Here is a 22,190-nt window from a genome sequence, read left to right as displayed (position 1 = left end):
CCAGGATCGCCTCGCTCGCCTGACCCGTCGGGCGTGCGCCGCGACGCGGTGCTGCGCGAGATGGGCCGGGATCGCCTGGTTCGGCTGACCCGTCGGGCGTGCGCCGCGACGCGGTGCTGCGCGAGATGGGCCGGGATCGCCTGGTTCGGCTGACCCGCCGGGCGTGCGCCGCGACGCGGTGCTGGGCGAGGTGGGCCAGGATCGCTCGGTTCGGGCTGACCCGTCAGGCGTGCGCCGCGACGCGGTGCTGGGCGAGGTGGGCCAAGATCGCCTGGTTCGCTTCCCAGCCGTCCGGGAACCGTACGGGCACGCCGAGGCGGACGGGCTCGGCGGACGGATGGGCGTCGAGCAACTCGGGAATCCCGGCGCGCGCGACCACCAGGCACGCGTGGCGGTGTCGGGACGTCAGCACGCACAGCCGTCCCGACTCCAGGTGGAACGCCGTCGCGTCCCGGCGGCCCGACAGCGGATGCAGCACGACCGTCACGTCGTACTCGCGGCCCTGCAGCCGGTTCGCCGTGTCGACCGTGATGCCCGTGCCGTGCGGCCCGAGCGCGGCGCGGATCGCGGCGACCTGGTCGCGGTGCGCCGCGCCGATCGCGATCCGGTCCGCCCGGACGGGCTGCGACCCCCGCTCGGAGTGCGCGACCGGCCCGCGCTGCAGCACCCGGACCGCGAGCGCCGCCGTCGCCTGGACGGCCTCGGCGTCGGTGCGCAGCGCGTGCCGCGCGGGCAGCTCGTACAGCGCCCAGCCGGACCGAGCCGCCTCGTCCAGCGCATGGTCGTAGGACGTGCCCATCCCGCCCGCGCCGTACTCCAGCCGCCGGTCGCCGGGGCCGGTGCCGGAGCGGAACCCGGTGAACGGGTAGAACGCGCGCGACACCACCGGCGCGGCGGACGCGGGCAGCCGCCACGACACCGGCAGCCGGTGGACCGGCAACTCGGGGTTGTGGGCCAGCAGCACGGCCACCGCGCTGCGCATCGGATCCCAGGTCAGGCCCGCCCAGCGCTCCACCTCGACGGACGAGAACGGGTCGAGCTGACCGGGGTCGCCGACGAACAGCGCCCGCTCGAACCGGCCCGCGATGCGCAGCAGCATGTCCGAGCGCATCTGGTACGCCTCGTCCACGATCGCCCACGGCCACGAGCCGTCCGACAGCGTCGCCCACTTCGCGGCGGTCGCGATGACGACGGCGCGGTCGGCGAGGTCGTCGGCCTTCTGCGCCACCTTCACCGACGGGCACGCGAGGACCCGGTCGGGCGGCAGGTAGCCCGCCGCCGACAGCCGTCCGACGGTCAGCGCGGGGTGCTCGGCGGCGATCCGCTCGATGAGGTCGTCCACCTGCTCGTTCGTCTGCGCGACGATCATCAGCCGCTCGCCCGCCGCCGCCAGGTGCCCCGCCGCGCGCACCACCAGCGTGGACTTGCCCGCGCCGGGCGGCGAGTCGACCACGACGCCGCGATGGGAGCCGTCGAGGTCGGCGAGGACGTCGTCGACCACCGCCCCGGCGGCGGCCGACGGATCGAGGTCCTGGACGGTCACGACCACTCCTCCGCCGCGTCCGCGTCCGACGGGACGTACTCGGCGGGCGGCCCACCGTGCGTCCACGGCGTGTCCTCGCGCTCGGGGAACCGCGCCGGGCCGAACGACGCGTCGGTGAGCGAGGTGAAGCACACGCGGTCGCCCGGGGCGGGCACCGTCCCCGGCTCGGGGACGAGCTTCCTGCCGAGCCCCCCGGTCAGCTCCACCAGCACGCCGCCGGTGCCGTACTCCACGATTCTCCCTTTCAGGGCCGGACGCTCCGCGCTGCACACCGCCGTCCCCGCGTCCAGCCGGACGGGGTCCTCGGTCGCGACCCGCACCCGGGGACGCAGCTTAGGGCGTTTGCCCGACTCGTCCAGCCGGGTGGGGTCCGCCTCGGTGACGACGCCGCCGAACGCCTGCCCGTTCAGCCGGTGCTCGGCCATGACCAGCGGATCGTCGAAGGCGCGCTGCGCGTCGTAGGCGTCCTGCGCCCGCTCCAGCGCGTGCAGCCGCCGCGCCGCCGCGACCGCCGTGTCCCGACGGGCCTGCGGGACGCCCTCGGCGAACGTCTGGTGGAACAGCGTGAACGCGTCCCGGTCGCGCTCCCAGCGGCGCGGCACGCTCGCGCCCTCCGGCAGCGCGCGCAGCAGGTCCATCGCGTGCCACACCAGGTCCCACGTTGGGGTGAGCTGCCCAGCCAGTGCCGCGCGGACCCGCTCCTCGGCGCGCGGGTCGCCGTCCGTCGCGTCGTAGGCCGCGACCGCCGGGGCCAGCACCTCGTTGTCGAACGTCGGATCGGTGGCCGGGCCGGCGGGCGGGCAGCGCACCGGGTCCTCGGCGCGGGCGGCGGCGGCCGGGCCGTCCAGGCCGTCCGGCGGGTCGATCCAGCCGAGCAGGGCGGCGAGGTTGCCGTCCTCCAGCGCGCTCTGCCCGGTCGCCCAGTGCAGCCGCAGCGCCTCGGTCGCCGCGAGCAGCAGCGACGAGCCCGGCCGGTCGTGCCGCTCGGCGAACCACGTCGCCCAGCGACCGAGCGCCGGGACGGACGGCTCCACCGCGTGCGGGCCCTCGGTGCTGCGGAACCGCGTCGAGCGGCCCAGCAGCCGCAGGAACGCCACCCCGCCCGTGTTCGGGACGATCACCTGCGGCGCCTCGGTGTACCGGACGCGTTCGGTGCCGTCCTTGGCGGGCGGCAGCTCCTCCGCCGCGCCGCGCGACGCCTCCACGTGCTCCAGCACCACTTTGGCCAGCTCCGCCGCGAACGCGAACCGCAGATCCCGGTTGCGCGGCTGCGGGACGGCCAACAGCGTCGGATCGGCGCGGTCGGTGCCGAGCATGACGGCCAGCGGCGCCGCCGCCTCACCGGCGAGCCGGAGAGGGATCAGGACGAGCGGCGCGTCCGCCAGATGGCAGTGCCGGACGGTCGCGATCGGCACGGCCCGCCGCGCGTCCACCGCCTCCAGGCGCGCGAGCGCCGCCAGCGCGCTCACGCCGCGCCGCCGAGCGCCTCGGCGCGCAGCCGCGCCGCCGTCCGCAGCAGCGCCGCCGTCTCGGCCAGCTCGGCGGGCGGGTCGGCCGCGCCGCGCGCCAGGTCGAGCGCCGCTTCGACCGTGTCGACGCCGCCGAGATCGTCGCGGACGCCCCGGCCGAGCGCGCCCGTCGCCCCGCAGGCGCGCGCCTCGTCGCGGCAGAAGTACGCCAGCTCGCAGCCCGCCGCGCAGTCGGGGGCGTACCGGGCCTCGACCGTGCGGACGGCCGCGCCGAGCCCGTCGTCCAGCGCGAACGACAGGTCCGGCGGGAGGCCGTTGAGGATCGCGTCCACCCGGGTCAGGCGGTCGAGCTGGCGGCGCAGCACCGCGAGCTGCGGCCGGACGTCCAGCGGCGTCGCCGACGGACGGTTGGAGAAGTTCTCCGGGCACACCAGGAACACCTCGTGCGACACGCGCTGCGGGTCGTGGCCGAGGTCCGCGACCAATTCGCGCAGGGCCAGCACGTAGACCGCCGCCTGCCGGGCCGCCGCCGCGACCTGCTCCGGCTCGGCCTGGCCGTCGACCACCGCGAACGACTTGATCTCCACGACGTGGAACCGGCCGGCGAGCTGGAACGCGATCACGTCTGGTTCCAGGTAGGCGGGCGTGCCGCCGATGTCCAGGCGGAGCAGCGGGTGGTCGAACAGGGTGCCCTGCGCGTCGTCGAGCGCCCTGGCCAGGAGTTTCCTGGTGCGCGCGTGGCGGAACTCCCGGCCGCCCTCGTCGTCCAGGTCGTCGTAGCCGACCTCGCCGACGTCCAGGCCGAGCCGGTCGCGCAACAGGGCCAGCAGCTCGGCGCAGCCGTCGGCCTTGACCTGCGCCTCGAACGCGTTCCCGCGTGTGATCGCGAACTGCGACTGGCCGAACGGCGTGCCGAACCCGAGGTGGCGGGCGACGGCGTCCTTGTCGACCCCGGCGGCGTCCAGCAGGCCGCGGCGCGCGCAGCCGGGGTTGGCGGTGAGCGCGGCGATCGTCCGGGCGTCGTGGTTGCGCGGGGGCGCTCCGGCGCGCAACCGGTCCAGCGCGGGCGCGGTGTCGGTCATCGTCGTTCTCCGTGGGGTCGGCCCGTCCGGTCGTGCGCGGACCCGAACAGGCGCTCGGCGGCGTCGAGGCCGGCCGCCCGGCGCGCCGCCCGCGCCCGGTCGCGGCGGTCGGCGGTCGCGTGGACGTCGAGTTCCGCGCGCGCCGCGGCGATCAGGTCCGCCGGGTCGACTGTACCGACGGCGCCGCCCGCCGCACCCGGAATCCCCGCCGCGAAACGCCGCAGCAGGTGCTGCGCCGCATCGGCGTGCTGCGCGTGCTCCGCGACGCGGACGGCGGCGGTCAGGAAGTCGGTGCGGCGGCTGAGCGGGCCGACCACGCGCCGCTCCAGCGGCCACGTGCTCACCGCGAGCAGCCCGCGCGCCGGGGTCAGCAGATCGGCCGTGAGCGCCGCGCACACATAGAACGGACGGGCGTTCGGTGCTTTGCGGAAAGCTCGTTCCTCGGCGCGCCGCAGGACGCCGAGCCGCGCGGCGGGTATCGGCGCCGCGAAGAACGCCGCGTGCACCGCGCCGACGAGCTTCGGCCCGGCGGGGACGCCGAGCAGTTCCAGCGCGCGGTGCGCCTGCGCACGGACGTCCGCCCGGTCGCGCTCCGCCCTCAGCCGTTCGCCACCTTCGGCCGCGCGCAGCTCGGCGCGCAGCGTCCGCGCCGCCGTCCGGTCGCCCGCCGCGACCGCCCGGCGGACCGCCGCCCGCAACGCCGCGACGCGCTCCTGCTGCGCGGCGGCGGGCACGTCGGGGGACATGGCGTGGACTGTAGCGCGGGCCTCCGACAAACCGTCGGTCATCCCCGCTGGTCACGGCGCAGCGGATGGTCGCCCGGCACCTCCACCAGCACGATTCGGACGCCGTCGGGGTCCTCGATCCACATCTCCACCAGCCCCCACGGCTCGGTGCGCGGCTCCCGGACGATCGTCGCGCCCGCCGCCGCGAGCCGCTTGTGCTCGGCCGCCACGTCGCGGACCTGCAGCCACAGCATCGTCCCGCTCGTTGCCTCCCCGTGGCCCGACACCTCCAGGAACCCCGGGCCGAGGAAGAAGACGGTGCCGGGATCGTCGCGCGGACCGAACTCGCGATACACGGCCAAGCCCAAGACGTCCCGGTAGAACTCGCGGGTGCGCGCGGGATCGGCGGGCCGCAACAGGACGCGGCTGCTCAGTACCTCCATGCGATCATCCTCTCGCGGACCCGCGCCCGGTCATGCCAGCATGAGGCCCATGCCCGCGACCCTGCTGATCCGGCACGGCGAGAGCGAGTCCAACGCCGGCCTCCCGACGTACGGCCCGGGAGCCGCGCCGCTCACCGCCCTGGGCCGCGCCCAAGCCGCCACCATCGCGGAGTCGTTCACCGCGCCGCCCTCACTCCTCGTCGTGTCACCGTTCCTGCGTGCCCGCGAGACGGCCGCGCCGACGCGCGCACGCTTCCCGTCCGTCCCGTGCGAGGAATGGCCCGTCCAGGAGTTCACCTACCTGGGCGCCCTGCACGGCCCGGGAACCTCGATCGAGCAACGCCGACCGCACGCGGCGGCCTACTGGGCACGCGCCGACCCGTCCCTCGTCCTCGGCGGCGACGGCGAGTCGTTCACCGCCCTCATCGCCCGGGCCCGCGCCTTCCTCGACCGCCTGTCCACCCTGCCGGACGACGCGACGGTAGCGGTCTTCACCCACCGCATCTTCCTGCTGGCCGTGACATGGACCCTGGACACGGGAACCACCACACCCGACAGCCCAGCCATGCGCGCCTTCCACCACTACGCCGAGTCCACCCCCACCCCGAACGCCTGCATCCGCCCCCTCGCCCTACCGACGGCCAACCGCACCCACCCATAACCAGCCCCCCGACCGGCCGGACTCCACACACGCGCCCGCACGGCAATCCCGCACGCGACCGCTCACCCGCACCAACGCGCGGCACCGTACCCGCCATCGGAGCCCGGTCTCGCCTGGAGCGATCGCGCCCGGACGCGCCTCGCACATCCCTGACCTGCAGCCCCTCGCCCGCAGGCGGCGATGCCGCCGCGGCCAGTGCGCGCATGACCGTGCACTGCGGGCTCGTGCGCGACCGTTCGCCCGTGTGCGGCGGCGCTTGTTCGAGCGGTTTCTGCGGGTGGCCGTCGGTCGGCGCCGCGCGGACGCTTTCGGTGGGCGGCGCTTGTGCGTCGGGGGAGGGGCGTCAGCCGAAGGCGGGGTTGTCGACCGGCTCGGCGCCGTAGGCGGCGGGGAAGGCGTCGAGCGTCAGGTCCAGGTGCGCCGACCACCAGGCCACCAGTGCTGCGGCGCCCGCCGGTTCGCGTTCGCCGTCGACGTAGCGGTGCCGCAGCGGGGCGACGTCGCACAGCCGCTCCCACCAGGCGCGGTGGACGGCCGCCTGGATCTGGCCGGCGTCCAGCGGGAACGCCGACCGGTGGCCGCGCACGAACGCCCGCACCCGCTCCAGGTCCAGGCCGCGCTCGTCGCCGGTGGCGAACAGGCTCGCGGCGGCGCGGACGACCTCGCCCGCCACGGGGCCGGTCGTCAGCGCGTCCCAGCCGAGCACCGCCGTGACGTTCCCCGAGCCGCCGTAGCGCAGGCGGCGGGCGTCGAACGCGCCGTGCAGGTGCCCGACGGTGCTGACGTCCAGCTCCGGCGGCTGGTGGTCGGCGAACTCCACCAGCAGCGCGCGACGCTCGGCGAGGCGGCGCTCGGTGAGCGCGGCGAAGTCCGTCCCGTCGGCGGGGACGGCCGCCAGCAGCCGGTCGATCTCGGCGACCGCGCCGGCCGCGCGCGGCGTCGGCACCAGCATCTCCTGCTGGACGGGCGGCGTGTGCTCGTCCAGCGCGGCGTGCAGCAGGCCGAGCAGTTCCCCGAGCCGTTCGCACTGCGCGTACGTCAGCTCCAGGCCGCCGCGCCGCCGCCCCGCGACCCACGGGTACAGGACGTAGCCGGTGCCGCCCGCGACCACGAGCGTCCGGCCGGTGCGGGACGGGACGGGCGCCAGCACCGGGAGGCCCGCCGCGTCCAGCGCGGCGGTCACCCGGTGCCGGAACGCGATGCGCCGCCGGTCGGGGGCGGGATAGGCCTTCAGCAGGAAGCCGTCCGGGCCGGCGCCGATCCGCCACGCGCGCTCCGCGACCCGCACCGGCGCCTGTGCCGCGTCGAGCGCCCAGCGGCGCAGCGGGAGCGACGGCGGTTCGGTGTCGCTTGCGCTCTGTGACGTCGGCACGCAGCACCCCGGAGACGATCGAACGGATGTTCCCCGCCGACGCTACACGCCGTGGCGCGCGGCGTGGAAGGGAACGCGCGCGCTCAGACGCGTTCGAGGACGACGACCGGAATCTGCCGGTCCGTCTTCTCCTGGTACTCGTCGTAGGCGGGCCAGACGGCCGCCATCTTCGGCCAGAGCCGCGTCCGCTCGTCCTCGCTCGCGGTGCGGGCGCGCGCGGGGAACACCTCGTCCCGGACCTGCACGGTCACCCGGTCGTTGCGCAGGATGTTCTCGTACCACTGCGGATGCTCGTCCGAGCCGCCCTTGGACGCGACGACCACGTACGCGTCGCCGTCGGGCTGGTAGATCAGCGGCGTCGTGTATTCGCGGCCGGTCACCCGTCCCGTCGTGGTGAGAAGCAGCGTGACCGTGCCGTTCCAGTCGTGGCCGATCTTGCCGCCGGTCTCCTGGTACTTCTCGACGTGCTCTCTGCCGTACAGCATGGACCGTACCTCTCTCCGTAGTTGATCTTCACGGGTTCCGTCGCGTCGATACCCCGGACGCGCGCGTCCGACGCTCCCGACGGGTTTTTCGGGGAAATTTCAACGGCTCGCGCGCCGTGCGGCCGGAGCGGAGCCGACGCGAAACCGGGCCGTCGGAGTTCGCCGCCGTGGAAGATCCACATTCGTCCGGGCGGCGGTGATGGAACGCGCCGTGATCGACCGCCGATGCATGACGCGGCCCTGTCATCCGAGTGAATAGACCCGGTCGGGAATTGGCGGCATGATCGACGCTCCGGCCCTGTGGCACAGGGATTTCCGGGTGCCGCGGGGGCGTCGCCGGCGGCCGGCTCAGACGTCGCGCAGGACGTCGCGGAGGAAGACGATCGAGTCGTCGGGACGCGCCGCCGTGATGCACAGGTGGTTCATGGCGCGCATGTAGGTGTCCACGTCGGACGGCTTGTCGAGGTACAGCGCGCTCGTGAGCTGCTCCAGGAACACCACGTCCGACAGGCCGGGCTCGGCGAACCGCAGGATCGTGAACGGGCCGCCCGCCGCCGCGTGGCCGCCCGCGCTGAACGGCACGACCTGCAGCGTCACGTTCGGCAGCTCCGACAGTTCCAGCAGGTGCTCGATCTGACGGTGCAGCACGGCCCGTCCGCCCAGCGGACGGCGCAGGACGCCCTCGTCGACGACCGTCCACAGCGTCGGCGCGCCCGGCTCGGTGAACCGGCGCTGGCGCGTCATCAGCAGGTGGATCCGCGGGTCGACGTCCTCCTCCTCGGAGGCGTCGGGGAAGCCCAGGCGGATGACGGCGCGGGCGTAGTCCTCCGTCTGGAGCAGGCTCGGCATGAACTGCAGCTCGTAGCTGCGCAGTAGCGACGCGGCCTCCTCCAGCCCGAGGTAGGTCTCGAACCAGCCCGCGAGGACGTCGCCGTACTGGTGCCACCAGCCCGGCGTGTTCGCCTCGCGCGCCAGTTCCAGCAGCGACGACCGTTCGGCCTGGTCCTCGACGCCGTACAGGGTCAGCAGGTCGGCGACGTCGCGCTCCTTGAACCCGACCCGGCCCAGCTCCATCCGGCTGATCTTGGAGTGCGAGCCGCGGATCTCGTAGCCCGCCTGTTCGGTCGAGATGCCCCGGTCCTCGCGCAGCCGGCGCAGCTTGTTGCCCAGCAGAATGCGGAGGACGGTCGGCCCGCCGCGGCGCGGGTAGCCGAGCAACTCTCCGCCGGTCGGGCCGTCGCCGTTCGAGGGCATCGAGACAGCAGCATCCTGGGGCAAGGTTCACCAGCCGGTCGGTTGGTCCACGTGCAGGGGGCGGAAAGGGCAACGTCCATCGTAGGGGATCACGGCCTCTAGCGGGAGGCGTCAGATGATCACGTTCCGAGGTGACCAAGCTCTCCCGCCTTTCCGGTCAACTTCGCCGCGACGCCGTTCGTCTCGTTGACAGAGACGTCTCCGCGACTCCGGTCCGGAGGCGTCCGGCGGAACAATGGAAAACCGCACTGCTTGGGGGAATGCAATGACCGACCACGACTTTCCCGCTATCAATTTCCTCACCTCCGGCGACGTCGCCGAGGCCGACCGGACGGCCGCCGCCGCGGCCGTCCGCACGGCCTTGGACGACGAGGGGGCCGATGTGACGAGCGTCCAGGTGACCCTGAGCGTTGTTCCGGGCGCGGACGTTCCGCGCCCGGCGCTGGCGCAGGCGATCGTCGGCATCGACGGCCACCGCCTCCGCGCCCAGGCCGCGGGCCGGACGCTCCCCGAGGCGATCGGCCTGCTCCGCGATCGTCTGCACGTCCGCACGGCCTACCTGCGAGCCGGCTGACCCAGCCCGGCGGGGCCGCGCCGGACGGAAAGCGCGGACCGACGCCGGTCCGGCCGCAGCACGACCCGGCCGGGCCGTCCCCCGGCACCACCGGCCCCGCCTCCCTCCCGGCGGCGGCTCCGGCGACCGGAGCCGCCGCCACCCCTTCGCCGGTGTTGTGGCGTCGCCTGGCGGTCGTGGCGCGGTAACCCTCGGCGCGTGGCCGTCCGCAGAGAGGAGCGCTCGCTGTGCTGGGCTCCGTCCGGTGCACGTTCATGGCGAGGTTCCCACGTCGTAGCCGAGGAAGCCGTACAGCGGATCGGACAGTTCCTCCCACAACCATTCGTTGAGCGAGCCGGGGAACCGGCTCGGCGGGCCCACGTGCAGCAGGCGCGGGCCGAGCGGCTCCAGGAGCACCGGGACGGGGTCGTCGTCCCACACCGCCCCGTCCACGCCCCAGTAGCCCGCCAGATCGTCGCCCGTGAGCGCCGGCTCGCGCGGGACGTGGTGGACGCCCGGCCGGTCTCCGAGGGGCAGCAGCCGCCGCGCGGTGGCGCGCAGGAGGTTGAGCGCGGCCAGGTCGTGCCGGCACGCCACCCCGCTGACGCGCAGCTCCGGCAACCCGAGACGGCGCAGCCCCCGCGTCGTCATCTCCACGCACGCGCAGCCGTCGACGTCGTCCTCGTCGGCCGTGCAGCGGCCCGCGTCCCGGTGCGGCGGGAGCCAGACGCCGAGCCAGTCGTCCGCGAGCGCGAACACCGGGGGTTCGGGGAGCGGCGGGAGGACCTGGCCCGAGTCCGGGTCGATGACGACGCCGTCCGCCGCCTCGGCGAGGGAGCGGGCGGCGGCGCGCGCGATCCACGCCCCGTCCGGCCGGTCGCCGGCGGGCAGGATCGCGGTGATCCAGATGCGGCGGGCGGCGGGCCACGCCGTGACGGGCGTCGGGTCGCACGACGCGGTGTCGGCCGCTTCCTCGGTGACTTCGAGCGCAGGTGAGCCGAGCCGCCTGGCCGCCTCGTCCGCGAACGGCGCGTCGAGCCGCACGGCCGAGCGCGGCACCTCGTCGGTCCGGTCGGTGGCGACGACGAACGCCGCCCGGGTGGTCTCGGGGACGGTCAGGGCGATGGTGCCGGACATGACGCCTCCTGGAAGCCGGTGGGCCTCCAGCGTCCGACAGCCCGGCACCGGCCCGAAAGTCGAACCCCGTTCTGTGGATAACGCGCCGCGGCCCGGCATCGCGTGATGCCGGGCCGCGGAAAGCGCGAGGTCAGCGCGAGGAGATGTCGGCGTAGTGCCGCTCCGTCGGGCCGGTGTAGACCTGCCGCGGACGGCCGATCTTGGTGGCGGGGTCGGCCATCATCTCGCGCCACTGCGCGATCCAGCCGGGCAGGCGGCCGAGCGCGAACAGCACGGTGAACGCGTTGGTCGGGAACCCGAGGGCCTTGTAGATGACGCCGGTGTAGAAGTCGACGTTCGGGTAGAGCTTCCGCTCGGCGAAGTAGTCGTCGCTGAGCGCGACCTCCTCCAGCCGCATCGCCAGGTCCAGCAGCGGGTCGGACTTGCCGAGCGCCTCCAGGACCTTGCCCGTCGCCTTCTTCACCACGGCCGCGCGCGGGTCGTAGTTGCGGTACACGCGGTGACCGAAGCCCATCAGCTTGACGCCGGGCTCCTTGTTCTTCACACGGTTGACGAACGTCTCGATGTCGTCGCCGTTGGCGTGGATGCGCTCCAGCATCTCCAGGACGGCCTGGTTCGCACCGCCGTGCAGCGGGCCGAACAGGGCGTCCACGCCCGCCGACACGGACGAGAACAGGTTCGCCTGGCTCGACCCGACGAGCCGCACGGTGGACGTCGAGCAGTTCTGCTCGTGGTCCGCGTGCAGGATGAACAGCATGTCGAGGACCCGCACGATCTCCGGGTCGATCTCGTAGGGCTCGGTGGGCAGGCCGAACGTCATCCGCAGGAAGTTCTCGACGTAGCCGAGCGAGTTGTCCGGGTACAGCAGCGGCTGACCGATCGACGTCTTGTACGCGTAGGCGGCGATCGTCGGGAGCTTCGCGATGAGCCGTACGCTCGACAGGTCGACCTGCTCGGCGTCGAACGGGTCCAGGCTGTCCTGGTAGAAGGTCGAGAGCGCGCTGACGGCCGACGAGAGCACCGCCATCGGGTGCGCGCGGCGCGGGAACGCGGAGAAGAACGCGCGGAACTTCTCGTCCAGCAGCGTGTGTTTGCGGACCTTGTCGGTGAAGTCCCACAGGGCGTCGGAGGTCGGCAGCTCGCCGTAGATCAGGAGGTAGGCGACCTCCAGGAACGACGACTTCTCCGCGAGTTCCTCGATCGGGTAGCCGCGATAGCGCAGAATGCCCGCGTCACCGTCGATGTAGGTGATGGCCGACGTGGTGGACGCGGTGTTGGTGAACCCGGGATCGAGCGTGACGTGGCCCGTTTCCTTGAGCAGGCTTCCGATGCCGAACCCCGAGGGTCCTTCGCTCGCCTGCGTGATCTCCAGGGGCATACGGCCACCCGCGTGGTTGAGCTCGAAATCGGACATGCTCGCTCGCTCCCAACTCCGTCCACACCTGCGTAGACGTTCCGTCGTTCATCGTAACCAGCCGATCATTGCAGGTCGTTCCGGGGCCTTCGGGACAGCGGGGTCGTCCGCGCGCCATCGTGCCCCGGACGCCGCGAACACCGCCGAACGCGCGTCCACCTTGCGATCTCGTGGCCGTGGACGCGGGTCGGCCGTGCCGAGTCCATGAGATCACCGTCGTTACACGGCCGTTCGATGAGCCGTATCGAGTGACGAGGATCTCAATGCCGCGTGTCGCCCCGGGCGCGTCGCCGTCGCCGCGAGCCCGATCTTCGCCGCTTCGGCGGCCCACTCGCATGATCAACAGCTTGGATGTCGCCGGGTATTCGGCCAGAGTTTTCCCCAGAATTGGATTCGGGTTTTCTGGCGTTTCGGCGCGGCGCAGGCTGGTCCCGACGCACTCACGCGAAGGGAGAATCGAGATGTCCCAGACCTACGGGCAGCGGGCTTTCGCCGCCGCTCTCGACCTCGGCGACTGGCAGTTCCGCTCGGCCCGCACGCTCGGCCTGGTGCCCGCCCCGGACGCCGGACCCGGCCGGTGGTCCGCCGACCTCGTGGACCGCTGCGGCGGCGAGGCCGACCGGATCCGCGCCGAGCTGGGGTCGGATCCGCCGGTCGGGGCCGCCCGGGCCGCGGCGCGGTTGGCGCGGCGCGTCGTGCTCGACGTGGAGCGCGTCGACGTGGACGTGCTGGCGGCCAGCGGAGTCCTCGCGGCGGCGGGCCGCTACCGCGGGCACCCGGTCTACCTGGTGCGCCATCTCGACGCGGTCCCGGCGGACACGCTCGCCGAGGTCGTCGCGGCCCGGAAGGGGCCGCTGCGCGACACGATCGACGCGGGCGGCGCGGTGCGGGCGCTCGGCTGGCGGTCGCAGCAGTTCGGCCGCGTCGCCGCCGAACGCGGGCTGGCCAAGGACCGGCTGGGACGCTACGCCCTCGCCGACGTCCGCGCGCTCGCCGCGGACGAGGAGCTGATGGCCACGGCGGTCGCCGACGCGGCGCGGGCGGACGTCCAGCGGGCGCGCCGGGCCGAAGAACGGTGCACGACGGCGTTGCGCGGGTGGCTCGCCGACTGCGCGCGCTTCCTGGACGGCACCGAGACTCGCTCGCCCGACCTGGCGGCGGCCCGCCGCGCCCTCAGCGGCCTCACGTCTGCCCGCTACATCTTGTCCGCCACGACGGACCGAGAGGTGCGATGAGCCCAAATCTCCCATTCGGCACACACGGCCGACCGAACGTGCGGAGCGATGAGGCGCGGGCGTCGTCCCCATGCCCGGCGCGTCGTCAGCGGATTCGTCCCCCTCCCAGGGGCTGAGCGCGCGGCCGTGCCGGGAGGGGGCCGGTACTACTTCCTCTTCAGGAGGCCGAGGCCGCGACGGCGCGGCGCCGCCGGTTCGGGGACCATCGTGTAGAGGCGGTCGCGGGCGGCCGTGCGGGAGAGCGCGGGCAGGCGTTCCGGGAGTCGGTCGGTGAGGGCCGCGGTCGTCTGGACGGTGCCCTCGCCGTCGACCTCGGCGCGCTCGCCCGGCCAGTCGCCGAGCAGGACGGCCGCGACCTCGCCCGGGTGGGCGGTGACCAGGCGTTCGATGCGCTCGACCTCGTCCTCGCAGTCGGCGACGAGCAGGAAGCGCCGGGTGCAGGTGCCGCCCGCGTCCCGGCGGACCGCCAGTTCGGTTTCCATCGAGCCGAGCGCGGACTCCAGGTTGCCCGGAAGGAACAGCCCGTCGGGGCCGCCTTCGAGAAGTTCGTCCTCCGCGAGGCCGAACAGGGCGATGGCGTCCGGGCGCGGCACGACGACGAGGGCCGTGTCCTCGAAGTCCTCCAGCGCGGCGAGGGCAAGCACGCGGGCGGTCGCGGGCGCCCCGGCCCCCGACAGGCCCATGAGCGGCACCGAGAAGGGGTCGATCGCCGGACGGTAGCTGAACCGGGTCGTCCGGCGCGGCTCCACCTCGACCGAGACAGGGGAGAACCACGGACCGACCAGCGCCTGGATCCGCCGACGGAGCGGATAGCAAAGAGCGACGAGCGACAGGACGAGCCCGAGCAGAACGACAGGAGGACGCATGATGCGCGGACGGCCGACGGCGCTGTCGTGAGAGACGGGGACCGGTACGGGCGCCGCGGCCTCGGCGGTCGGCGCGGCGGCGGTCGGCGGGGTCTCGGGCGGTGTCGGGACGGGCCCGGCCTTGCGCGTCCGTTTGGCACGGACCGCCGGCCGCGGCGGCGCCACACGGCGCTGGGGCTTCACCTGTTTGCGATGCGAGCGCCCGCCGTGCCGGGCACCGCTGGCCGGCGGCCGTCCGGCGCCCTGGAACGCCTCCCAGGCGGCGCACAGCCGCGAGAGCCGCCAGTCGCGGACGGGAGGGACGCGGCACATCGCGGGCGCCGACGCGCGCTCGGCCGGACGCGGAGGCGTCGCCGCACGGGCGGGGTCTGCCGTGCTGAATGCGACGGTCCCGGCCACGATCACGCAGCCCAGTACTCCGCAGGCGGAGAGGAGAGCTCCGTTGTAACTGCCATGTGGGTTCATTCACTGCCCCGGGGGGATCGCGGTGGTCACCGTAAGGGCACCGATGGTAGCCACTCCGGCTACTCAGCGTTGACCATTGGTCACACTTGATCAAGGAACAGTTCTTCGCGCACGGCATATCGGCTTTTCTCACACGCGAAAGCCGACCGCAGTGCCGGATAAGCGGCTTCCGACCGTCCAGTTCCCACCGAACCCACGAGACGCCGAAGCCGAGCCCCACACCGAAGCCGACCGCATCCGAGCAGCCAACCCCGAGCTGGCCCTCCGAACCGAGCGAAGGAGGACACCGAATCTGCACACAAGCCACCACGCCGACTGAACCAGCCGCCACCCGACCGCCGAGCCACGGCCCCCGCTCGCCCGACCCGACCCGCGTCGACCCACGGCCCGGCTCGGCCCGGCCCCGCCCGGCCCCCGCCCACCGCGCCGTGCCGTTCCGTGTCGCGTCACGTTGTGCCGTGCCGCGGTGGGTTGCATTGGTGCCGTGATGGCTGTGCGGTTTCGTGTCGTGGTGTGCCTTGCTGGGTCGGGCTGTGCGGGGCCGTGTCGTGTGGTGTTGCGATGCATTTGGCCGCGTTGTGCGTGTCGCATCGTGCTGTGCAGGGTCGCGGTCGGCCGTGCCGTGGTGGGCTGCGCACGGGCGGGTTGTCCTGTGCTTGGCGGCGTTGGTTCCTGGGGGTCTTTCGTGCCGTTGGTTCTGGTTGTTGGGTCTGTCTGTCGCTTGTCGTGGGGCTGGTCTCTGCTGGCTTGTCCTCGCGTGTGGCAGTTGACGCTTTGTGGTGGTTGGTCTGTGTTCGGCGATGGACGTTCGTTTGTTGCTGGTTCGTGGCGGGTCGAGGGTGGGGTGCTTGGTTGGGCTTTGCTGGTGGGCTTGGCGGGTGGGTGTGGGGTGTGTGTGGTGGGGCTTGGGTTGCTGGAATTTGGGCTTGGGGCGGTGTGGTTGCTTGGGGGTTCGTGTGGGGTGGGTGGTGGTGGGGTGGGCTACGTATTTGGGGTGTTTTTTTGGGCTCGTGGTGTCATTGTGATGGTTTGTGGGGTTGGGCTGGGGTGGGGTTGGCGGTTTGTAGGCGGTGGGGGAGTGACGCGGGGGTGGGTTGTTGCGCTTCTGGTGTGAGGGCGGGGTGGAAAACTGCACTTCACCGGGCTGGTAAGTGGGGTATTTGGGGTTCTTGCGGGTTGTGGTCGGGCCGGGTGGGGTGTGGGGTCGGGTCCTAAAGGGGGTTTCGGCGGGTCGGGAGAATTCGGGCGGCCGGTGGGTCGGAGGGTGGGAACGCGACCAGGGGGCGCTTCGTCCGGCGGAGTGGGGGAGCGGCAACGGTTTCGGGTGTGCTTGCGGGTGTGGGTCATCTGTCCGGTGTTGACACGCCGTACGCCGTGAAAAAGACCGGCATCGGCCTATCTTGTGCTGTTCCGGCGGTAGCGCGGGGGGATTTGCGGGCAATGTGTACGTTGGGGGGTAGATCAACAGCGCTGTGAGCTGCGGGATCGCCCGCGCTCCGGCCCAGACGCAGGAGGTAAACGTGAGTCGCACTCTGGCGAGGGGGACCCGGGTCACCGGCGCCGAACGCACACAGCTCGCGGCGGAACTCGCGCCGCGCTACGCCGCGGGGGAGAGCATCCGCGACCTTGCCGCCGAGACCGGGCGGTCGTACGGCTTCATCTACAACGTTCTGAAGGAAGCGGGCGTCCCGCTGCGCGGGCGCGGGGGGAACACGCGTCGCAAGAAGGGCTGAGCGCGTGTCGTCCGCGCCCTCCGGGTGGACGGACGGCGCTCAGCGTCCGCCGGAGGGGTCGGCGACGGCGCGCCGCCCGTCCAGCCCGGCGAGGTCGGCCGCCGCGCGCCCGGCCGCCCAGCCGGCCGCGTTCGAGACGGTCCGCGCCCGTCCCCGGACGAGACCGGGGAACAGCGCGTCCACGGTCCGGTCCACGGCGGCGTCGCGCGCGGCCAGTGCCGGGACCAGGTCGGTCCGCGGCCCGGCGTGCCCGGCGGCGTTGTCGGCCGCCGCGCGCAGGCGCTCGCCGACGCGCGCCGCGTAGGCGTTCAGGAAGGAGTGCCGGAACGAGCGGATTCGCGTCCGCGCGGGCGCGTCCCCGCGCGTCCCGGCGTGCGTCATCGCGGCCGTCGCCTGGACGAGCAGGGACGTGAACAGCATCTCCACGGCGGCCAGCTCGGCCGGGTGCCCGATGACGGTTGCGAGTCCCAGGTCCCGGTGCCAGACGGCCCGGCAGCGGTTCGCCTCGGCCACCACGCCGAGCAGTACCGCCTTCGGCCCTTCGTACGGGCCCTCAACGACGATCCTGCGGCCGACCGGCGCGTCCCCGGCTGCGGGGACTGCTCCCGCGAGCAGCGCACGATCGAGGCTGTAGCGCGTCATCAGTTCCTGCGCGCGGGCGCTCAGCGCCTCGGCCTCGGCGGGGAATGCGGTGGACTCGGCCTTGGCGAGCAACGCGCGCACGCGCCCGAGCACCCGCCGCTCCACCTCCGGATCAATCCCGCCGGGCGACCCGCCTGCACCGGGCCCCCCGCCGCCCGGCGTCTGGTCGGCTTCGGGTTCCGTGCCGCTCGTTGCCCGGTCGGGCTCAGGTCTTGTGCCGCCTTGTGCCCGGTCGGATTCTGTGCCGCTCGGCGCCTGGTCGGGGCCGGGGCCTGTGTCGCTCGGTGTGTGGGCGGGCTTGGGGTCGGCGGTGGCTGATGGGTGGTCCGTCTCTGGGGTGCTGTTATCCGGGGACGGGCCGGGCTGGGACGGGGTCGGGGCGGGTGGTGGGAGCGTTCCAGGTGGGGGGCCGATCCTTGCCAGTGCGGGGGCCTCGGACAGGAGGCGTAGGACGTCGCTTGCGCAGGAGACCAGGGCGTCCGGGTCGGCGCGTTCGCGGGTGCACCAGGACGTTGCGTAGGAGCCGTCCGACGGCCACCACAAGTGGGCGCCGAGGGCGGCGGGTTGGTCGGTCCAGACCGGGTCGCCGAGGGACGGGTAGGTGCGCAGTTCGGCGGCGATCGCGTCCAGGACCAGGCGGCGTGCGCGGGCGCCGTGCGTCCGGGCGGTGTAGGCGGCCAGGTCGGCGGGCTGCCAGCCGCGCGACCAGGCGGACGTGACGCCGGCGGTGAGGGCGCCGAGGAGGGCGCGGCCGGTGGCGTCCGGCCAGAGCGGGGCGAGGGTCAGCAGGGCGGCGCAGCGGCGGCGGAGCGCGGCGTCGCGGGAGCGGGCCAGCTCGGCGGTCAGGGTGCGCGCGGTGGCCAGCGCGGGCGTGTGCCCAGCCGTCATGTCGCCTCCCGTCGTCGCCCCCTCGATCCTGCCACGGGGCGCCGGGACGGTCAGCGGTACGAGCGCAGGCCCTCGGTGATCACGCTGCGGTACGCGCGGGTCGTGTCGGGGACGTAGGTCAGGCGGGCCAGCACCCGGCCGCCGTCGCGGATCTCGAAGCTGTAGCCGTCCGCGCCGCCGTCCTCGATCTGCGCGACGGCCTGGTCGTGGCGCAGACGGCACATCGTGTCGACCTTCTCCAGGGCCAGATCGAGGCTGCGCGCCTCCGAGATGAGGCGGGCGGGCTCGCCGGTCTCCCAGATCTCGAACATCAGGTCAGTCCTGTCAGGGGATCGGAGCGGTCGGGGGCCTTGCGATGACGTCGACGATAGCTTGCGCCGGTTTGGTGGATCTTTCAATCGTCCAAGATCTCGGATCCATCACGTTTCGGAGCCGTTCGTCATCGTAGCGTCATGACCGAAAGCCGCCCGGACGTTCCTCAGTCCGCCGGGGCGACGGTCACGACCCGCTCGACGGCGTCCGGTTCGGTGAGGGAGAGCAGGGCCTCGCCCTCGGCGGTGAGGGCGTCCAGCGCCCCGTCGGGGAGCGGGCCGAACGGGCGCAGGACCAGTGTCGCGACCTTGCGCTTGCGGGCGGCCTCCCAGGTTCCGGCGGCGAACCCGTCCCACAGGAAGGTGGCGCGGACGCGCAGGTTCTTGCTGGTCAGCAGCGGACGGTCCGCGTCGGAGATCACCCGGGCGCGGTCGGCGTGGGCGAGGACGAGCGAGTCGAACTCGGGCAGGAACCGGGCCGGCGCGGGGACGTCCGGGCCGGGGCGCGGGGCGTCCGGGACGTCGAACAGCTCGCGCCCGCGCTCGTCGGCGAAGACCCGCAGCCGCGGCCGGAGCCGGTCCAGGACGGGGCCGAGCGCGGCCAGTCCGGTGAACGCCTGCGCGTCGGCGGCCGTCGCGGGGCCGAATGCGGCCAGATAACGGACGATGAGCGCGTCGGGCTCCGCGGTGCCCGCGGGCTCGGCGCCGAGCCAGTCCGCGGCGAGCGCGAACCGGGCCGTGCGCGGGAAGCCCCAGCGGTCCTCGCTCGGGACCATCACCAGCGGCACGCACATCCGGACGGTGAAGCCGAGCGCGCGGTCGTTGACGTCCGGGAACCGCTCCTGGAGCAGATCCCGCAGCTCGGCGAACGTGCGCGGACCCGCGAGCAGCAGCTCGCGCGCGACCGGCAGCACGGCGGCAACGTCGAGCCCGGCGGCGCGGTCGCCGAGGACCTTGCGGCCCGCGTCCAGCACCGGCTGCAGCGGCGTCCGGAACGCGGCGAAATCGGCGGCCGTCACCAGGTGCAGCGTGCCGCGCATCAGCGTGGCCCGGACGACCTCACGGCTGTGCAGCGCGGCCGTCAGATCAGAAGGCGCGAAGCCCGCGACCCGGCTCCACAGCCCGACGAACGGTGGCCGCGCCTCCTGCGCCTGGAACCCCCCGAACCGTTCCACGGCCGCCGCCACGCCGAGCGGTTCCCGCGCCAGCAGCCCCTGCCGGGCGAGGGTGGCCCGGTTCAGCGCCCGGACGGTCAGGACTTCGGTCATCGTTCTCCCCGCTCGCCGATGTCCGAAATTGTGCCACCGGGGAGGACGCCGGCCGCGTCCAGCACCGCGTCCCGGACGATCCCGCGCAGCCACGCGTGCGCCGCGTCCGCGTCGTACCGGACGTGCCACGCCATCTCCAGCACGCACGGCGGCAGTTCCAGCGGCGGCACCACCGCGACGAGCCCGAGCCGGTCGATCAGCCGCCGGTGCAACCGCGCGAGCGCGAACGCCACCAGATCGGACCCGGCGACGACGGCCAGCGCGGTGTGCGCGTCCGGCACCGAGCCGACCAGCCGCCGCCGCAGCCCCTCGGCGGCCAGCGCGTCGTCGATCGGGCCGCGCGTCCGGCCGCGGCGGCTCGTCGCGAGCTGGGACGCTGCGGCCCACGCGGTCAGCGGCGCGTCCGGCTTCGTGAGCGGGTGGCCCGGCCGCATGACGGCCACGAAACGCTCCGTCAGCAACGGCAGGGTGCTCGTCTCGGGCGTCGCGCTGATCACGCCGACCTCCAGGTCGACCGTGTCGCGGCGGAGCCGGTGCGTGTCGCGCGGACCCTCGCCGAGGAACCGCAGCGTGACGCCGGGCGCCTCGCGCGCGAGCCGTTCCAGCAGCGGCCCGGCGACGACCGCGATCGTCCCCTCCTCGGCCTGGACGGTGAAGCTCGCCTCCAGCGTGCCCGGATCGACCCGTTCGTCCGGCCCGAAGATCCCGGCCGCCCGCCGCACGACGTCCCGGACCTCGGCCCGCAGCGCGAGCGCGCGCGGCGTCGGCACCATCCCGCGCCCGGACCGGACGAGCACCGGATCCCCGAGCGCCCGCCGGATCCGCCCGAGCGTGCGGCTCATCGCCGGACCGGACAGGTGCAGCCGGGCGGCGGCGCCGGTGACGCTCTCCTCCTCCAGCAGGACGTCGAGCGCGACGAGCAGATTGAAGTCCAGTCTGGATTGCATTTCCCGCACTCCTCGGCTGCAGAAGTTGCATTTGAATGCAAGACACCAATGAGCCTACGGTCAGTCGCGGAGGCCGCGCGCGTCCCGGGATCCCGCCTCCGTTCCTTGTTCCTTTCTCCCGAAGGAGAGCCCCCATGACGGTGAACGCCGTCCGGAAAACCGCGCCGCCGGTCCCGGGACCGGGCCGCGCGCGGCTGATGCCGCCGCTCATGTCGGCGTGCGTGGTCCTCGTCGTCGCGATGGTCGCCGCGACCAATCTCGCCCTTCCCGATCTCGCCCGCAGCGATCTCCACCCGTCCGGATCCCAGCTTCTCTGGATCGTCGACACCTATGTCCTCGTCTTCGGCTGCCTGCTCATCCCGGCGGGCGCCGTCGGGGACCGGCGCGGACGCAAAGGAGCCCTGCTCGCCGGCCTGGCGGCCTTCGCCGCGGGCTGCCTGATCTCGGCGTTCGCGCCCGGCGTCGCCGTCATGCTCGCCGGACGGCTCGTCACCGGCGCCGGCGCCGCGCTGATCATGCCCGCGACCCTGTCCCTGCTCCTCCAGGTCACCGAGCCCGCGCGGCGCCCGCACGCCATCGCGGGCTGGACGGCCGCGACCGGCGTCGCCGGGGCGGTCGGCAACGTCGGCGGCGGCGCGATCCTGCGCTGGCTGCCGTGGCAGGGCCTCTTCTACGTCGGCGCGCCCGCCGCGCTCCTGCTCGCGGCGGCGGTCGCGTGGGCGGCCCCGCGCGGCGAACGCCATGAAGCGGACCTGGACGTCACCGGCGCCGCCCTGCTCACCCTCGGCCTGTTCGCGCTGCTGTTCGGGATCATCGAAGGCCCCGGGCACGGCTGGACGTCGGGCGTCGTCCTCGGCGGGTTCGCGGGCGCGGCCGTCCTGCTGGCGGTGTTCACCGTCCACGCGCTGCGGGCCGCGCACCCGCTGCTGGACCCGCGGATCTTCGCCGTCGGACGGCTGCGCGGCGGCGTCGTCGGCGTCGGGGCGGTGTTCTTCGGCCTCTTCGCGCTGTTCTTCGTCAACGCGCAGTACCTCCAGTACGCCAAGGGCTACGACACGCTGAAGACCGGCCTCGCGATCGTCCCGCTCATCCTCGGCATGATCGTCGTGTCGCGGCGGTCGGTGGCGCTCGCGGCGCGCTGGGGCGAGCGGACGGTCGTCGTCGCCGGCCTGGCGTGCGTCGGCGCGGGCCTGCTCCTGCTGTCGTTCGCGGACGCCGCCACGCCCTACCCCTGGTACGCGGCGATCCTCCTGCTGCTGTCCTGCGGGACGGGCCTGTGCCTCCCGACGCTCTCGGTCGGCGTGATGACCTCGCTGCCGCACGGCCGCGCGGGCCTCGGGTCCGGGCTGAACGGCGCGGCGCGCGAGATCGGGAGCGCGCTCGGCGTCGCGGTCGCCGGGACGGTCCTGGCCGCGCGGCTCGCCGCCGGGCTGCCGCCGGGGGAGCGCGCACGGTCGGCGGGGGAGGCCCTCGCCCACGCGGCGCCCGGCCTGCACGACCAGGTCGTGGGCGCTTTCACGGACGGGATGTCGGCGGGACTGCGGGTCGTCGGGGCGGTCGTCCTCGCCTCGGCGGCGCTCGCCGTGGCGGGCCGCCGCTCCTGAGAGTGTGGCGAATGTCGCTGTGGCGGCCCGGACGGGGCGGACGCCGGTCGCGGCGCCGCCCCGCGCGCCGGGCGCGGCAGGTCGCTGACGAGC

General features: G+C 73.9%; 20 protein-coding genes. 5 read left to right on the top strand and 15 right to left on the bottom strand.

The features are described from left to right. Window positions 1-223: 223 nt before the first annotated feature. The 5 genes from GQ466_RS29600 to GQ466_RS29580 are packed head-to-tail and all read right to left on the bottom strand — an operon-like array spanning window position 224 to window position 5,262. A complete protein-coding gene (locus tag GQ466_RS29600) occupies window positions 224-1,543 on the bottom strand; it encodes an AAA family ATPase (RefSeq protein WP_337193678.1) in 1,320 nt (439 codons plus the stop codon). Continuing rightward, window positions 1,540-3,012 carry a hypothetical protein gene (locus GQ466_RS29595; protein ID WP_161106375.1) on the bottom strand — a complete coding sequence of 491 codons (1,473 nt, stop codon included), beginning with the start codon at window positions 3,010-3,012 and terminating at the stop codon, window positions 1,540-1,542. The genes GQ466_RS29600 and GQ466_RS29595 overlap by 4 nt, the downstream gene beginning before the upstream one ends. Next, on the bottom strand, window positions 3,009-4,094 hold the full coding sequence (locus GQ466_RS29590; RefSeq protein ID WP_161106374.1) for a hypothetical protein: 1,086 nt from the start codon (window positions 4,092-4,094) through the stop codon (window positions 3,009-3,011). Before GQ466_RS29590 ends, GQ466_RS29595 begins: the two co-directional genes overlap by 4 nt. Further along, complete coding sequence (locus tag GQ466_RS29585) at window positions 4,091-4,840, bottom strand: hypothetical protein (protein WP_161106373.1); 750 nt, start codon at window positions 4,838-4,840, stop codon at window positions 4,091-4,093. Before GQ466_RS29585 ends, GQ466_RS29590 begins: the two co-directional genes overlap by 4 nt. A 38-nt stretch (window positions 4,841-4,878) precedes the next feature. Continuing rightward, window positions 4,879-5,262 (bottom strand): VOC family protein, encoded by a 384-nt coding sequence (locus tag GQ466_RS29580; protein ID WP_161106372.1) that lies wholly within the window; start codon window positions 5,260-5,262, stop codon window positions 4,879-4,881. A 49-nt stretch (window positions 5,263-5,311) separates the two neighbouring features. On the opposite strand from GQ466_RS29580, the gene GQ466_RS29575 reads away from it, so the two are divergent. Beyond that, window positions 5,312-5,923, top strand: coding sequence for a histidine phosphatase family protein (locus GQ466_RS29575; RefSeq protein WP_237418506.1), 612 nt, complete (start codon window positions 5,312-5,314; stop codon window positions 5,921-5,923). Window positions 5,924-6,266: 343 nt separating this feature from the next. Here the strand turns inward: GQ466_RS29575 and GQ466_RS29570 are convergent, their stop codons facing one another. From GQ466_RS29570 to GQ466_RS29560, 3 genes are all read right to left on the bottom strand, one after another. Beyond that, window positions 6,267-7,295: a phosphotransferase gene (locus GQ466_RS29570; protein ID WP_161106370.1), complete on the bottom strand. Its 1,029-nt coding sequence runs from the start codon at window positions 7,293-7,295 to the stop codon at window positions 6,267-6,269. An 83-nt stretch (window positions 7,296-7,378) separates the two neighbouring features. After that, a complete protein-coding gene (locus tag GQ466_RS29565; RefSeq protein WP_161106369.1) occupies window positions 7,379-7,780 on the bottom strand; it encodes a nitroreductase family deazaflavin-dependent oxidoreductase in 402 nt (133 codons plus the stop codon). Between the two features lie 348 nt (window positions 7,781-8,128). Next, window positions 8,129-9,034, bottom strand: a complete 906-nt coding sequence (locus GQ466_RS29560; protein ID WP_161106368.1) for a helix-turn-helix domain-containing protein — start codon at window positions 9,032-9,034, stop codon at window positions 8,129-8,131. Window positions 9,035-9,299: 265 nt separating this feature from the next. Between GQ466_RS29560 and GQ466_RS29555 the strand changes: the two genes are divergently transcribed. After that, window positions 9,300-9,608, top strand: coding sequence for a hypothetical protein (locus GQ466_RS29555; protein WP_161106367.1), 309 nt, complete (start codon window positions 9,300-9,302; stop codon window positions 9,606-9,608). 252 nt (window positions 9,609-9,860) lie between these two features. Here GQ466_RS29555 and GQ466_RS29550 read toward each other — a convergent pair whose 3' ends face one another. Together GQ466_RS29550 and GQ466_RS29545 are read right to left on the bottom strand one after the other, a co-directional pair. Continuing rightward, the gene (locus GQ466_RS29550) at window positions 9,861-10,724 is read right to left on the bottom strand and encodes a hypothetical protein (RefSeq protein WP_161106366.1); all 864 of its coding nucleotides are present in this window, start codon (window positions 10,722-10,724) and stop codon (window positions 9,861-9,863) included. A 130-nt stretch (window positions 10,725-10,854) separates the two neighbouring features. Beyond that, window positions 10,855-12,138 (bottom strand): citrate synthase, encoded by a 1,284-nt coding sequence (locus GQ466_RS29545; protein ID WP_161106365.1) that lies wholly within the window; start codon window positions 12,136-12,138, stop codon window positions 10,855-10,857. Between the two features lie 461 nt (window positions 12,139-12,599). Here GQ466_RS29545 and GQ466_RS29540 point away from each other — a divergent pair, with 461 nt between their 5' ends. Next, complete coding sequence (locus tag GQ466_RS29540; protein ID WP_161106364.1) at window positions 12,600-13,373, top strand: hypothetical protein; 774 nt, start codon at window positions 12,600-12,602, stop codon at window positions 13,371-13,373. A 146-nt stretch (window positions 13,374-13,519) separates the two neighbouring features. Here GQ466_RS29540 and GQ466_RS29535 read toward each other — a convergent pair whose 3' ends face one another. Continuing rightward, window positions 13,520-14,239: a hypothetical protein gene (locus GQ466_RS29535; protein WP_161106363.1), complete on the bottom strand. Its 720-nt coding sequence runs from the start codon at window positions 14,237-14,239 to the stop codon at window positions 13,520-13,522. A 1,985-nt stretch (window positions 14,240-16,224) separates the two neighbouring features. On the opposite strand from GQ466_RS29535, the gene GQ466_RS29530 reads away from it, so the two are divergent. Next, a complete protein-coding gene (locus GQ466_RS29530) occupies window positions 16,225-16,437 on the top strand; it encodes a helix-turn-helix domain-containing protein (protein WP_019630467.1) in 213 nt (70 codons plus the stop codon). A 39-nt stretch (window positions 16,438-16,476) separates the two neighbouring features. On the opposite strand, the gene GQ466_RS29525 is transcribed toward GQ466_RS29530, so the two are convergent. The 4 genes from GQ466_RS29525 to GQ466_RS29510 all read right to left on the bottom strand — a co-directional run bounded on the left by GQ466_RS29525 (window position 16,477) and on the right by GQ466_RS29510 (window position 20,493). Then, window positions 16,477-17,967 carry a DUF2786 domain-containing protein gene (locus tag GQ466_RS29525; RefSeq protein ID WP_202421304.1) on the bottom strand — a complete coding sequence of 497 codons (1,491 nt, stop codon included), beginning with the start codon at window positions 17,965-17,967 and terminating at the stop codon, window positions 16,477-16,479. A 50-nt stretch (window positions 17,968-18,017) separates the two neighbouring features. After that, window positions 18,018-18,278 carry a hypothetical protein gene (locus GQ466_RS29520; protein WP_161106362.1) on the bottom strand — a complete coding sequence of 87 codons (261 nt, stop codon included), beginning with the start codon at window positions 18,276-18,278 and terminating at the stop codon, window positions 18,018-18,020. A 167-nt stretch (window positions 18,279-18,445) separates the two neighbouring features. Further along, on the bottom strand, window positions 18,446-19,546 hold the full coding sequence (locus tag GQ466_RS29515) for a winged helix DNA-binding domain-containing protein (RefSeq protein WP_161106361.1): 1,101 nt from the start codon (window positions 19,544-19,546) through the stop codon (window positions 18,446-18,448). Beyond that, window positions 19,543-20,493 carry a LysR family transcriptional regulator gene (locus tag GQ466_RS29510; protein WP_161106360.1) on the bottom strand — a complete coding sequence of 317 codons (951 nt, stop codon included), beginning with the start codon at window positions 20,491-20,493 and terminating at the stop codon, window positions 19,543-19,545. The genes GQ466_RS29515 and GQ466_RS29510 overlap by 4 nt, the downstream gene beginning before the upstream one ends. A 134-nt stretch (window positions 20,494-20,627) precedes the next feature. Here GQ466_RS29510 and GQ466_RS29505 point away from each other — a divergent pair, with 134 nt between their 5' ends. Further along, complete coding sequence (locus GQ466_RS29505; protein WP_161106359.1) at window positions 20,628-22,097, top strand: MFS transporter; 1,470 nt, start codon at window positions 20,628-20,630, stop codon at window positions 22,095-22,097. The last annotated feature ends 93 nt before the right edge of the window (window positions 22,098-22,190 follow it).

The organism is Actinomadura rayongensis, from assembly GCF_009831215.1.
Taxonomy (GTDB): Bacteria; Actinomycetota; Actinomycetes; order Streptosporangiales; family Streptosporangiaceae; genus Spirillospora; species Spirillospora rayongensis.
Note: the sequence above shows the minus strand (reverse complement) of the source record. Positions and strands in the feature narration are given on the sequence as shown.